The organism is Vibrio sp. ABG19, from assembly GCF_029962385.1.
GTDB lineage: Bacteria > Pseudomonadota > Gammaproteobacteria > Enterobacterales > Vibrionaceae > Vibrio > Vibrio ostreae.
Genome location: NZ_CP071708.1, coordinates 2730452 through 2744473, shown reverse-complemented (window position 1 = coordinate 2744473; position 14022 = coordinate 2730452). Strand labels below are relative to the sequence as shown.

Sequence of the window (14022 nt, the reverse complement as noted above, 5' to 3'; positions counted from 1 at the left end):
TAACCTCCTTGTTAAGCGAAGCGTAATTTAGGGTCGAGCATGGCGTTAAGCAGGTCAGCCAGGAACGTCAGCACGATATAAAATACCGCAATCAGCAACACAATAGCCTGCACCACCGGATAGTCATTACGGGCAATGGAATCCCAGGCCAGCTGACCAAGGCCATGTAATGAAAACACGGACTCAATCACTATCGAACCACCGAGCATAAAACCCAGTTCCACCGCCATCAGCGCCACGACGGGAATGACCGCATTGCGCAGCGCATGTTTGACCACCACCCGGGTTTCACTGATGCCTTTGGCTCTTGCGGTACGAATATAATCCGAACCGAGCACTTCGAGCATCCCGGTCCGGGTCAGGCGCATGATCGACGGTGTGGCGTAATAACCGAGAGCAATAGCCGGCAGAATATAATGCTGCCAAGTACCCGAGCCACCGGCCGGTAACCAGTGCAGATTGACGGCAAAGATGATGATGAGGACCAGGCCAAAGAAGAAGCTCGGCATCGCCTGACCGAACACCGCAATCATCAGCGCCACACGGTCAATCCAGGTATCCTGTTTGATCGCAGCAATCACGCCGAGCGGAATGGCGACCAGAGTCGCCACAGCCAGGGCAATTGCACCCAGTGACAACGTCACTGGCAAGCGCTCACTGATCAGCTCAATAACCGAGTTGGTAAAATAGTAGGACTCACCAAAATCGAGCTGCAGCGCGCCCCATAACCAGTTGAAGTATTGCAGTGTCATCGGCTGATCCAGCCCGAACTGGATCCGGATCTGCTCGATTTGTTCGGAAGTGGCTTCCGGGCCGGCGATGGCGGTTGCCAAGTCTCCCGAAAGATGAAGTAACATAAAACAGACCACGGAAACGGTCAGTGCGACGCTGAGCGCCATAAGAAAGCGGCGTATACAGTATCCCAACATGATGAACCTCCCTGTTCCATCACTCACATGATGAATTAAATGAAGCGTGTGATATCAGGGCTGCGTATTCACAAAATAGCGCAGCCCATAGTAAGGTTACTTCCAGCTTGCTTCCCAGAAGCGCGGCAGTTCATCCGGATACGCGGTAAAGTTCAGGTCTGAGGTAAACGCGTAGTTACTGGTGAAAGAGAACATCGGCGCCCAGTAGGCATTTTCCGTAATACGCGAAATCGCTTTCTGATAGTACTCAATGCGCTCTTCCGGTTTGATGGACGTGTCGGCAATCTCCAGCCACTCTTTAACCTGGGCATCTTTGTCACCATCATCGGCACTGCCTTTGAAGTAGACACTGACCATAGCGGAAGCATCATTGATCGAATATGAACCCCAGGTCTGGAACGACATCGGCACTTTACCGGCACGCAGTGAATCGCGCAGCGCAGCATAGTTCATGTATTTGAGTTTGGCTTTGATGCCGACTTTGCGCAGGTCGCCAATGATGGCTTCGGCATATTCGCGGTCGCGATATGCGTAAATATCGGTCTCAAAGCCATCCGGATAACCGGCTTCTGCCAGCAACTTCTTCGCGGTTTCCGGACTGTACTCATAGTGCTTGGCCGCCGATTCTTCACAACCAAACTGCTCAGGGAAACACGGCGTATACAGCGGGCGACTGCCTCCACGCACTAATTCATGCGCCAGACCATCGCGGTTGATGGCGTAGTTGACCGCTTCACGGACTTTGAGCTTCTTGAACGGCGAATCTTGTGAGTCTGTGCCCAGACTGTTCAGCGTCAGATAGCCTACCCGCATGGTCTCACTGCTCAGCACTGACAAATTCGGCATCATTTTCAATTGCTCTGCCTGATCCGACGGCACACGCCAAATCCAGTCGATCTGCCCTGTCATTAACTGGGCAATCTGGGTGTCCGGATCCGGGATGAGAACAAACTTAAGATGACCAATACTCGGTTGCTTGATTGGGCTGTCGGCGAAGTAATTCGGATTGAGCTTCATCTCCAGCGATTCACCATTGGTCACCTTAGTGATCTGGTAAGGTCCGGTGCCAATCGGCGCGTTGTTGAAGCCGGCTAGCCCGACTTGTTTAAAGTATTTTTCCGGATAAATCGGCAGAGGGCCAGAGAGGTATTCTAAAGCAGCGGGGAAAGGTTGTTTGAGTTCAAATTCGACTGTGTAAGCGTCGATTTTGTTGACTTGTTTAATCCAGTTGATGTTTTGCAGTGTGACGACTTTGGAGTCGGGAGAAAGGCCGTAATTGAAGGTGAATGCGACGTCATCAGCAGTAAAGTCATCCCCATTCTGGAATTTAACCCCCTGACGCAGCTTGAACACCAGATGGGTGGAATCTTTCCATTCCCATTCGGTCGCCAGCATAGGGAGGTAATTGCCCGTGGCCGGATCCCGATATATCAGGGTATCCCAGGCCAGATGCCCTAATACCGTCCCTTCGCGCAAATTGTTGTGGTACGGGCTGATATTTTCCGGCCAGCTGTTGGAGGCAAACACCAGGGTATCATCAGATTTGTTGGCCAGAGCACTGTGCGAACTCAGTGCCAGCGCACCGGTTACAGCCAGAGAGATTAGCTTTCTTGGAAACCACATAAGCACATCCTTATACTTAATTTAAAATCATCGACAAGTTGTTCACTGATATTTTCGATAAAACGATCCATAACATTTAAATTTATCTTGCTATTGAAAATACCAGCAATATTTATTCCACTTCCAGATTTTGAACCTCATCATCATTCACGACTTAGCCTTTAACTGCGTTAATATTCTTCGTCCATGAATGTGTAAATTTCATTAACTCCTTTTTGATGACCTTTAAATTGATGCTAGTTAAAACTCTCAATTGCCACAATTAGAGAATTAGCAATATTCCATTGCCGTTCTGGCAAACATATTGCTTTATCAAGACTTAACCGTGCCATCACCTGAACTACACAGAGGAGAACTTCATGGCAGCCGTTCACCAGCTTACTTCGCCGTCGCTACGCTACTTTCTTGAAGTCGCCCGTTGCGGCTCGATCAGCGAAGCCTCGTTGCACCTTAATGTGGCAACCAGCGCCATAAGCAGGCAAATTACCGGTCTGGAAGATTTACTCGGTACACCCCTGTTCGAGCGCCGCCCGCGCGGTATGGTATTGAGTGCTGCCGGTGAGCTGCTGACAGTCTACGCACGTAAAGTGATACTGGAGACAGACCGGGTTTTGGGGGAAATCGAAGCGTTAGAAGGATTGCAAAAAGGTCAGGTCACCATCGCCACAACCGAAGGGTTTGCAATGGAATTTTTGCCCAACGTGATCAGTAGCTATCAGAAGTTATTTCCGATAATTCATTTTAAATTAGAAGTTTACCCGCCGATTAAAGTCTCAGAAGCGATTCGTAATGGTGATGCTGACATTGGCATTGCGTTTAGCCTTAACCCGATAGCGGATATCCGGGTGGTGCACACCCAGCCAGCGCCGATTCATGCAATTGTCCATCCGGATCACCCTTTAGCCAGTAAAAATCGCATCAGTATTGCCCAGTTACTCGCCTACCCGATTGCGATTCCTTATCCGAATACGACCCTGCGCCAACTGTTTGATATTTGCGTCAGTCAACAGCAACTGACCTATGAGCCTGCGCTGGTCAGTTCTTATATGTCAGCGCTGAATCAGTTTGTGATCAACGGGGCGGGGGTCTCCCTGTCCGGAGAAATATCCGTCCGGCAGTTGATCAAAAATGGCCGGATGAAAGCCATCCCGATTACCGACAAAGCGATGGGATTGAGAAATATTGAATTACAAGTTTTAGCGGGCAGAACACTCCCAAAAGCGGTGCAATCTGTGCTCGAATTTTTAATTAACCAGCTAGAACCAAACCGGTGAAAAATTATTTTAATATGATGGTAACTTAAAAATAAATTCATACAACCACAAGAAAAATTTATTTACACCGTCATAAACCAGTAATGATAAACATTACTATTTATATTGAATCGACCATTAACACCACTGTGTTTAATAAAATTATATCAACGCAAAAAGCCTCGCTCAGCGAGGCCTTAAATAATTATGCCAACTTTAGCTACGGTGTCACGTTAATATTAACCGTTACGGTAGATGTAGCTGTAAGCGTTGATAGCCGGTACGCCGCCCAGGTGGGCATACAGAACTTTAGATCCTTTCGGGAAAAAGCCTTTACGGGTCAGATCAATCAGGCCCTGCATCGATTTACCCTCATAAACCGGATCCGTCATCATCCCTTCCGTGCGGGCTGCGATACGGATGGCTTCATTGGTCTCTTCCGATGGCACACCGTACTCCGGATAAGCGTAATCATCAATGATGACAATGTCTTCTTCGGTGATTGGTGTCGACAGTTCAACTAAATCAGCCGTATTCTGAGCGATACGCAGGACCTGAGCATGGTTTTGTTGCGGCGTTGCCGACGCATCAATACCAATCACATTACGCGCACGGCCGTCAGCAGCAAAGCCCACCACCATACCTGCCATCGTTGAACCAGTAACAGTACACACGACGATGTAATCGAACTTGATGCCCATCTCTTGTTCCTGCTGACGAACTTCTTCAGCAAACTGAACATAACCCAGGCCCCCGTATTTATGTTCCGAGGCACCAGCAGGAATCGGATAAGGTTTGCCCCCTTTCGCCTCCACATCCGCCAGCGCATTTTTCCAGCTTTCGCGAATGCCGATATCAAAGCCATCATTGACCAGTTCAACCTCGGCACCCATCACCCGGCTCATGAGAATATTTCCGACCCGATCGTACACTGCATCCTGAAACGGTACCCAGCTTTCCTGTACCAGACGGCACTTCATGCCAATTTTCGCGGCGGTTGCTGCCACTAAGCGGGTATGGTTAGACTGCACACCACCAATGGTAACCAGGGTATCAGCACCTGACGCAATCGCATCTGGCACAATGTACTCCAGTTTACGAATTTTGTTACCACCAAACGCCAGGCCACAGTTACAGTCTTCGCGCTTGGCATAAATGTCGACATCGCCACCGAGAAACTCAGACAAACGGCTCAGCTTTTCAATTGGGGTTGGGCCAAAAGTGAGCGGGTAACGTTCAAATTTTTCCAGATTCATGGGCAATCTCCTTATTGTCGCCTGATTCCGATTTCATCAGCAGAAATTGTCTGCCGTCTATGGATACAGACTACCCAAACCCACGAGAAATGTGCTTTCTAATTTCGAATTATTTTTAATCAATTATTTCCATAAATACCCATTAGTGTTTAAATAAAAATCATATGTATCGATATTATGGAAGGTTCTTTCATGAACATTTCGTTAGATAAGACCGATCGCAAACTACTGCAACTGTTACAGCAGGACGGACGCAAGAGCAATGCTGAACTGGCTGAGATGGCCAACATCAGTCCCGCGACCTGTCACCGCCGGGTCGATCGGCTATTTAAACAAGGCGTGGTAAAATCAGTGCGCGCGGAATTAAATCCGGCCGATATAGACCTGGGGGCACTGGTTATCGTCGGCGTGGTGCTGGACCGCTCTACCCCGGAAAGCTTTGCTGAATTTGAAGCCGCGATTGTGAAACTCAAAATGATCATTGACTGCCAGTTGGTCGCCGGTGAGTTTGATTATTTTCTCAAAATCCGCGTAAAGGACATGGCCAGCTTCAATCAACTGCACGCCAATCATTTATTGGCTCTGCCCGGCGTACGTCAAATCCGCACCTTTTTTGTGATGAAGGAAGTCAAAGAGAATGCACCACTGGCGTTTTGAGCCAGACGAGATAGAGGCTGGATTCAGGAACGTGGTGAGTTACCCACCGCAGTATCCGGCTCTATAGAACCCAAACGCGCCAAACGTGATGATTTGTGCCGCTCCTGATGCAGGATGCGCTGCGCACAACGCTCAATGCGCAATAGTTCATAATCCAGTCCGTTATAGTGCTGGGTTTCAAAATGGACGATGACCCGGCGCATACTGCGGATCAACTTGGTATCGTCACTGTCGATGGTTTGATAAGGGTCGAGGCTGAGACGTACCCGGACCCGCAGCTGATTCAATTCTCGCACATCCTGGGCAAAGACTTTCTCAGCCAGCAAGCGGTCTAAATCTTTAACGCTGTAGTAATGCTTCATCGCTAATGCACTGAAAGCAGAGACATCTTGCTTGAGTTGCGCCTGCCACGCCATTCGGTGCCGTGCATAACTGTGCGCCAGGCGATCTCGCCGCCCATGCTGACCGACTTGATAAACCACCCAAACTGTCAGCAACAGTACCAGCAGCCCTGCCACAAGCAAGAATCCATGTGATGCAAGAGTTTGCGCGTCCAATGCCGCCTCCATCCCCGGTCCAGATCCGGATAACCTCTTTGTGAATCTATGCTCAAAAGTGTAGTCGATAGCGCTTGAGATGCTGCGACCAAAAAATACTCCGATAGTCAGACAGTTTTGCGACGCGCATAAAAAACCACCGCATAACGCGGTGGTTCAGGTAATTCTTTGGCTTGAACGGATTAAACCGTCGTTAACCCATCAGGCCTTGTTTCGCCAGATACTCATCGTAAGTACCGTGGAAATCGTTCACACCTTCTTTGGTGATCTCGATGATGCGCGTTGCAATCGATGATACGAACTGACGGTCATGGGAAACAAACAGCAGTGTGCCTTTGTAGTTTTCCAGAGCCAGGTTCAATGCTTCAATCGATTCCATATCCATGTGGTTGGTTGGTTCGTCCATCAGCAGGATGTTTGGCTTTTGCATAATCAGCTTACCAAACAGCATGCGACCCTGTTCACCACCAGAAATCACTTTTACCGATTTCTTGATATCATTTTGTGAGAACAGCATACGACCCAGAATACCGCGCACGGTCTGCTCATCATCGCCCTCTTTCTTCCACTGACCCATCCAGTCCAGCAGTGACATATCTTCACTAAAGTCGTGAGCGTGGTCCTGCGCGTAGAAGCCGATGTTGTTGTTTTCAGACCACTTGATCATACCCGCCATCGGTTCCATCGCACCAGCCAGGGTGTTCAGCAGGGTTGATTTACCGATACCGTTTTCACCGATGATGGCGATACGCTCACCCACTTCAACCATCAGATTCACACCGTTAAACAGAATGTTCTCTTCGTAACCCTGTTTCAGACCTTCGACTTCCAGTGCGTTACGGAACAGCTCTTTTTCCTGCTCAAAACGAATGAACGGCGACTGACGGCTGGACGGCTTTACTTCATCAAGCTGAATTTTATCTAGTTGCTTCTGACGTGATGTCGCCTGCTTCGCTTTTGATGCATTAGCCGAGAAGCGGCTTACGAAGGTTTGCAGCTCAGCAATCTGTGCTTTCTTCTTCGCGTTATCAGCATGCAGACGCTCACGGGCTTGTTCTGCCGCAATCATGTACTGATCGTAGTTACCGTGGAACAGACGCAGTTCACCATAATCCAGATCCGCCATATGCGTACATACGGTGTTGAGGAAGTGACGGTCGTGCGAGATGATGATCATGGTACAGTTACGCGCCAGCAGAGTTTGTTCCAGCCAGGCGATGGTGTGCATGTCCAGGTTGTTGGTTGGTTCGTCAAGCAGCAGGATCTCTGGCTGCGCAAACAAAACCTGTGCCAACAGCACTCGCAGTTTCAGACCAGGAGCCACTTCACTCATCAGACCGAAGTGTTGCTCTTCCGGGATACCCAGGCCAAGCAGCAATTCACCGGCACGCGCTTCAGCCGAGTAACCGTCCATTTCAGCGAATTCAGTTTCAAGATCGCCCACACGCATTCCGTCTTCATCGGTCATTTCCGGCAAAGCGTAAATACGATCGCGCTCTTCTTTTACCTTCCACAGCTCTTTGTGACCCATGATCACTGTATCGATGACAGTGAATGCTTCGAAGGCAAACTGATCCTGACCAAGTTTGGCCATACGTTCATTCGGATCCTTTGCAACCGAACCAGAAGACGGCTCCAGTTCACCGCCAAGGATTTTCATAAACGTGGATTTACCACAACCGTTCGCACCGATCAGGCCGTAACGGTTACCATTACCAAATTTAATCGAGATATTTTCAAATAATGGCTTATCGCCAAATTGCATGGTGATGTTTGCAGTCGTTAGCACAGGGAATCCCAAGTTGTTGGATTGTAAATAAGCGAAAAGTTGGCACTGGCCAACTTTTCAAAGTAATCGGATTCTATCAGTTTTTGTGATTAACATCACCCCTAAAAAGCACATTGATAATCAAAGCATCGCTGCAGCGTGAGGCGGCTAAATCAAGATTATCACTAAATCACTTTTCATATATTGCACAACCGATTCATTCATTGCTATGCTGCGCTCGTTAGTCGGGGGGCCATTTGGCTGAGATCGCAAAGCGAGACCCGTTGAACCTGATTCAGTTAATACTGGCGTAGGGAACTAATCCAATCGCATGGCTCCATCGATTGATTATCTTGTGCTGTGATACGGTATCCGTATTTCTGCACCAGACTGTTCCTGCGCACGACACCCAGCAAGGAACAGTGATGAACCCAATCCAGTCAGTCTCTGCACGACTCAATGTCATTCCAGTCAGTCACCCGAACAGTGCGTTGAGCTTTGCTCACGTCGAACTGTGTTTCCCTGTGATTGAACAAGGGAATCAGCGTGCATAACTCATCCCCTGTCCTTGCCATCGAGGATTTAACGGTGCGCTACGCGCAGCAACCGCAGCCTACTCTGCACCGGCTCAGTCTGGAGCTGGGTGTCGGCCAATGGAATTGCATCCTCGGTCAGAGCGGTTGCGGTAAAACCACTCTGCTCAAATATCTCGCCGGGCTGCTGCCAGCCGAATGTGAAATCAGTGGCGGACTGCAAGCGCAGGCGGGTTCAGGCCTCTCAGGCAATATCGCTTATATGGCGCAACAGGATCTGTTGCTGCCGTGGCTGAGTGTACTGGATAATGTCTGCCTTGCAGCGCGTCTGAAAAATCAAGCCTGCCGGCAGGTCATCACCAAAGCCAAGCATCTGCTTGAGCTAGTGGGCCTAACTTCAGCTATCCATCACAAGCCCGGGCAGCTTTCCGGCGGGATGCGTCAGCGGGTCGCTCTGGCCAGAACCTTATTGCAGGATAAGCCGGTCGTGCTGATGGATGAGCCTTTTTCAGCGCTGGATGCCGTGACGCGTCATCAGCTGCAGCAGCTCTCTCACCAGTTGCTGGCTGGAAAAACCGTGGTGCTGATTACCCACGATCCGGCCGAGGCCTGCCGGTTGGCTGAGCGCCTGTTTATTCTGGAAAAGAGCCTGGACAAAAACGCCGCCCGTCTTGAGTCACTCGACTTACCGGTCACGCCAGCCCCCAGAGACTATGACCAGGCAACCACAGAATTACACAATCAGATTTTTGCCCGCTTGGGAGCCCGTCATGCTTAATCATCCATTCATGCACAGCTCAGCGGCAGCCCAACCACGCCGACTTGCGCGTCTTATCCAACTGACGTCAACCGTGATATTTATTCTGGCGTTATGGCAGGGTGCTATCGCTGTTTTTGAATTGCCGAGCTTTATTTTGCCCAGCCCCCAGCAAGTCTTCCTTAAAGCGCTGGCACGCTACGATATCCTGCTGGCCCATGGTTGGGTGACGTTACAGGAAATCCTGTTTGGTCTGCTGCTCGGTTTGAGCTGCGGCTTATTTTTCGCCTTGCAGATGCTGCTGTTTCAACCCGTGAAACGCTGGTTATTACCGGTTCTTATCATCAGCCAGGCGATACCGGTATTCGCTCTGGCCCCGATTTTTATGCTGTGGCTCGGTTACGGCATTGCTTCGAAAGTGGTGATAGCGGCAATCATTATCTTCTTCCCGATGACCACCTGCGCCTATGACGGTTTAACTTCCACCCCGCAGGGTTACCTGGATCTGGCCAAAACCATGAACGCGACCCGCTGGCAAACCCTGATTCAACTGCAAATTCCGCATGCGCTGCCGTCGATAGCGTCTGGCATTCGGGTGGCCTGTGTTGTCGCCCCCATCGGCGCGATCACCGGCGAATGGGTCGGGTCCAGCTCAGGATTAGGCTATTTGATGCTGCAGGCCAATGCCCGCATGATGATCAGTGAAATGTTTGCGGCTCTGCTGGTGTTATCACTGATTTCACTCTCACTCTATTTTTCCGTCGACCTACTACTCAAGCGATGGATCTCCTGGAAACCTTAAACGTATAGGAATACCCCGTGTTTAAAAATCTTATTACCTCACTAAGCTTGCTCAGCCTGACTGCGTTTGCCGCCCCGGCCAGTGCAGAAAAGTTGTCCCTGATGCTCGATTGGTTCGTCAACCCGAACCATGGCCCGATCGTGATCGCCAAGCAGAAAGGCTACTTTGAGCAGCATGGCATTGACGTCGACATCCAGGAGCCAGCAGACCCGAGTACTCCCCCTAAACTGGTCGCAGCCAATAAAGTCGCTTTGGCGATCACCTACCAGCCCAACCTGACCATGGACGTGGCAGAAGGGCTGCCGCTGGTGCGCACTGCCACCATAATCGCCACACCGCTCAACGCCCTGATGATGCTGGATAACGGACAGCAGCCAGAGTTAAAAGATCTGAAAGGGAAGAAAATCGGTATCGCTCTGGCCGGCAATGAAGAAGCTAACGTAGGAACCATGCTGCACTCTGCAGGGGTTAGCTATTCCGATGTAAACATCATTAACGTCGGCTGGGCACTTTCTGCATCCCTTGCCTCAGGCAAAGTGGATGCGATTTGGGGCGGACTACGTAATTTCGAGACTAACCAACTGGCGCTGGAAGGCTATAAGGCCGTCTCATTTTACCCGGAAGAACATGGTGTACCCAGTTACGACGAGCTGGTGATTGTTGCCAACCACGATCACTATAACCAGAAAGCGATTGTCGCATTTAATCAGGCACTGCAGCAGGCAGTCACTTACATCGTCAATCACCCTGAACAGGCCTGGCGTGATTTCGTCGCTTACTCACCCGATACACTGGATAATGAGCTCAATCATAAAGCCTGGCAAGATACCCTGACCCGCTTTGCCCTGCGTCCGGCTGCTGTTGATCTGCAACGCTACGATCAATACGCGGAGTTTTTGTATCAGCACAAGCTGATCTCGACATTACCATCCACTGCCGATTACGTTGTCAATCTGAACTGATCAGCAAGCGTATCTGGTACCCGATGAGCTATATCAGCACTCGTATAGTATAGCGCCACAGGCAAGATGACAAACCGCAGCCGCATGGCTGCGCAACATTAATGATGACGGGGCACCCCTCGCCCCGCCTTCTGATGTGTTTTTGTCGTCACTTTCTATCACGCTTCCGTTTTGAGTAACCATGTCTTCTTTGCCATCACGATCACGTGCTGTGAGCGTGAAGAGAGATCATCTGACGCCTGAGTCACATCAACGGACAGGTCTGAAGTAAAAGAAAACGGCCTTAAGTCGGTATCACAGACGAATAAGTGGATACCTGGTACTGCACGTGCTTTGGCAACCAGTTCACCCATACCTATGCGTATGATCACGTTTTTAAAATGACCTGAAGAGCAGGGAGACTGATCACCGAACGTACTCAGTAACTGATACAACGACGCCCTGGGCAAGCGTTGAAACGCACGCAGCACCAGACGTATCCAACAAAGAGAAAACAGCCAATGCCTTTTGCGCTGATTCAGGCATTGCAAAATATCAGACCCGGGAATCCCCTCATTGTGCAACGTGCGCAAAATATAATTCGGCAGCATAGCTCGTTCATTCGCGTTTAAGCCGAGCAGCTCAACAACCATGCCTTTGTCATTGACCAAGGATTGCGCAGTTTTCGCTGCTTTAGGCTCGATTCGGCGAGCCAGCAAACGACAAAACCAACGCACATCCGGGCTGAATAGGTACGATGGCCAAGCAATAATCACCACGGCAGCAAGCAAGACAAACAGCGTAACCACACCAAAAAACACGCCAAGATAGCCTATCTCCAATGCACGCAAGCCCGACGCAGACAGTTGTAGCACGGGAAAGCAGCCAATAATAATCACCAGTGCACGCACATGTTTTGCCACAAACCATCGCCAGGATGCGCCCAACCACTTCAGCGTGAGATCTGCCATTAATATGAAATTAACCAAAATCGCTAACGAAACCCCCACTGCAACACCAGCAAGCCCCCACCAAGAGCCAGCAAATGCACCTGCAGCCACTGCAACCACATAAATCGCAAGACGCATCGCCCTTTGATAAACCAACCCCGTGGCTTTGGTCAGCGGATCATTTAATTTGTAACCCATACGAAAAATCATGGTGCTGGCCAGAATCTGCAGAGGTAGCACGGTCTCATGCCAATCTGGCCCAAGGATAATCCGGACAATCTCAGGCCCCAGAACGACAAATAACACCAAGAGTGGCGCCATAACCATTGAACTTAATGACACCGCGTAACCAAAGTAGAGTTTGGCTTTCTCCTGCTCATTTTGCAGCCGGGAGTATACCGGGAACATCACACGTTCGAGCACTTGCCCAAACAGCATCGTCGGCATCCCCACTAATTGATATGCGCGTCCGTAGACACCAACCGCGGCAGAGCTCATGATTGAGGCCACAACTAAATAATCAATTTGTGTGGCAATATAGCCCAGTACTTTAGCAGCACTAAAACCGCCGGACATCCACAAAATATGACGAAATGCCGCATAGTTGAAGCGGATTAATAGTGTTTTAGGTTCGAGCCAGACAACGACAAGACATTTGATACAAACTTGAGCCAGATACGCCCAAATAAGTGCCCTCACTCCCAACCCGGCCAGAGCCAGCGTAACCCCGACTAAGGTATAGCCGAATAAAAAAGACAAAACCTCCGCAAAAGCAATACGCGAAAACTTTAACTCCCGGTATAACAGGCCTTCTGCCACCAGTGACGGCGCCTGAATAACAAACACCAAAGATAACGTCTTTATTACCGGTACTATCGCCGGCTCAGAAAACAGCTGACCGATCGCCGGGGCGCAGGCCATTAGCAGCACTAATGCAAAAAAAGCGAACAGCCATGAAATAAATGCGGCTGTACCGATATCCTCACCAGTGAGAGTTTGACGCTGAATGATCACCGGCCGCAGTAATGCCTCGGTAAATTGCCGGCCTAAACCAATTAATACTAATGTCGCGGTGACCAGGCCAAACTCGGCTTGGCTCACATATCGCGCTAGTACCGCCAACAGCACAATTTGACCAATCCCCTGGGTCAGCGCGGCAACCGTTGTTACTACTGCGCCATCCAACACATGTGAAGCGCGTGATTTATCCGCGTCCATACAGTACCTTTTCAAGCACTTGAATGGCTTTTTCGCGGGTTATATCGAGTCCTGCATCGGTATCAATGTGAAACACCCTCTCGTTACCCATACGATTCCAGTCCTGAGCATCTCGACGCCGATTTCTCATGTACTCATCGCCCTCTTTGTCGGCTTTGATCCGCTCACGATTACGCAGGATCGCCGTTTCAAAGGAGACGCTGAGCTGCAGCACAACATCCGGCGGCGGAATTTGCCGATAGATGTTATGTTCTAACTTGGCCAGTCGATTATAAATAGAAATTAACCACCCTTTCGCCTCAGTGTTGACCGTTAACCGCGCGCTATCTAACAGACCAGGTCGATTCGACGCATAGCGATCACAAATGATAAACGTATTGTTCAGCGCCGCCTTGTGGCTCTGTTTGAGCAGTTGACGCCGCTCCCAGGCGACACACAGGCTCCACCATGCATTGATCAATGTTGACCACCGAATTTTCTCCATCTGTGGTGCCATCTCCGAACACAGGGTGGCGGCCGGTGGCGCTGAAGGCGCATATCCCTTCATGCGTGACGTTCGGCAACCGGGCAATAAGACCTTCAGTAAAGGCAATATCAGGTGCATCGGATAAGTTAACCAGGTTGCAGGCGGTTTGCCGACATGAACAATACGCACGTTAACCAGCGGCGCCAGCCAATTTTGCAGTTCATAAGCTAAGGTCGATTTTCCGGTTGCCTCCGGGCCGACCAGGGCGATCACCGCCGCACGGCGCAGGATTGTGTTTTGCTGTGCCATACT

At 50.0% G+C, this 14022-nt stretch carries 13 protein-coding genes and 1 riboswitch; of the genes, 6 read left to right on the top strand and 7 right to left on the bottom strand.

From position 1 onward, the window contains the following. Positions 1–11: 11 nt before the first annotated feature. Complete coding sequence (locus J0X00_RS18735; protein ID WP_282477454.1) at positions 12–929, bottom strand: ABC transporter permease; 918 nt, start codon at positions 927–929, stop codon at positions 12–14. A gap of 96 nt (positions 930–1025) precedes the next feature. After that, a complete protein-coding gene (locus J0X00_RS18730; RefSeq protein WP_282477453.1) occupies positions 1026–2552 on the bottom strand; it encodes an ABC transporter substrate-binding protein in 1527 nt (508 codons plus the stop codon). A gap of 359 nt (positions 2553–2911) precedes the next feature. On the opposite strand from J0X00_RS18730, the gene J0X00_RS18725 reads away from it, so the two are divergent. Continuing rightward, entirely contained in the window at positions 2912–3826 is a 915-nt protein-coding gene (locus tag J0X00_RS18725; RefSeq protein WP_282477452.1) for a LysR family transcriptional regulator, read from the top strand. 218 nt (positions 3827–4044) lie between these two features. Here the strand turns inward: J0X00_RS18725 and J0X00_RS18720 are convergent, their stop codons facing one another. Next, entirely contained in the window at positions 4045–5061 is a 1017-nt protein-coding gene (locus tag J0X00_RS18720; protein ID WP_136487507.1) for a 1-aminocyclopropane-1-carboxylate deaminase, read from the bottom strand. Between the two features lie 192 nt (positions 5062–5253). Here J0X00_RS18720 and J0X00_RS18715 point away from each other — a divergent pair, with 192 nt between their 5' ends. Continuing rightward, positions 5254–5718: an Lrp/AsnC ligand binding domain-containing protein gene (locus tag J0X00_RS18715; protein ID WP_256612926.1), complete on the top strand. Its 465-nt coding sequence runs from the start codon at positions 5254–5256 to the stop codon at positions 5716–5718. Between the two features lie 23 nt (positions 5719–5741). On the opposite strand, the gene J0X00_RS18710 is transcribed toward J0X00_RS18715, so the two are convergent. Beyond that, positions 5742–6275: a hypothetical protein gene (locus J0X00_RS18710; protein ID WP_218563175.1), complete on the bottom strand. Its 534-nt coding sequence runs from the start codon at positions 6273–6275 to the stop codon at positions 5742–5744. A gap of 193 nt (positions 6276–6468) precedes the next feature. Continuing rightward, positions 6469–8064: an ABC-F family ATPase gene (locus tag J0X00_RS18705; protein WP_136487510.1), complete on the bottom strand. Its 1596-nt coding sequence runs from the start codon at positions 8062–8064 to the stop codon at positions 6469–6471. Between the two features lie 215 nt (positions 8065–8279). Beyond that, positions 8280–8377: riboswitch (TPP riboswitch) on the top strand. Between the two features lie 91 nt (positions 8378–8468). Here J0X00_RS18705 and J0X00_RS18700 point away from each other — a divergent pair. From J0X00_RS18700 to J0X00_RS18685, 4 genes are read left to right on the top strand one after another with little or no spacing between them, the layout of a single operon-like run. Beyond that, positions 8469–8597 carry a hypothetical protein gene (locus J0X00_RS18700; RefSeq protein WP_276605447.1) on the top strand — a complete coding sequence of 43 codons (129 nt, stop codon included), beginning with the start codon at positions 8469–8471 and terminating at the stop codon, positions 8595–8597. Positions 8598–8631: 34 nt separating this feature from the next. Beyond that, positions 8632–9354, top strand: a complete 723-nt coding sequence (locus J0X00_RS18695) for an ABC transporter ATP-binding protein (RefSeq protein WP_282478322.1) — start codon at positions 8632–8634, stop codon at positions 9352–9354. Next, a complete protein-coding gene (locus tag J0X00_RS18690; RefSeq protein WP_282477451.1) occupies positions 9347–10135 on the top strand; it encodes an ABC transporter permease in 789 nt (262 codons plus the stop codon). The genes J0X00_RS18695 and J0X00_RS18690 overlap by 8 nt, the downstream gene beginning before the upstream one ends. A gap of 17 nt (positions 10136–10152) precedes the next feature. Continuing rightward, entirely contained in the window at positions 10153–11097 is a 945-nt protein-coding gene (locus J0X00_RS18685; protein WP_282477450.1) for an ABC transporter substrate-binding protein, read from the top strand. Positions 11098–11255: 158 nt separating this feature from the next. Here the strand turns inward: J0X00_RS18685 and J0X00_RS18680 are convergent, their stop codons facing one another. Continuing rightward, positions 11256–13244, bottom strand: coding sequence for a lipopolysaccharide biosynthesis protein (locus tag J0X00_RS18680; RefSeq protein WP_282477449.1), 1989 nt, complete (start codon positions 13242–13244; stop codon positions 11256–11258). Next, positions 13231–14019, bottom strand: coding sequence for a hypothetical protein (locus J0X00_RS18675; protein WP_282477448.1), 789 nt, complete (start codon positions 14017–14019; stop codon positions 13231–13233). The genes J0X00_RS18680 and J0X00_RS18675 overlap by 14 nt, the downstream gene beginning before the upstream one ends. Positions 14020–14022: the final 3 nt, after the last annotated feature.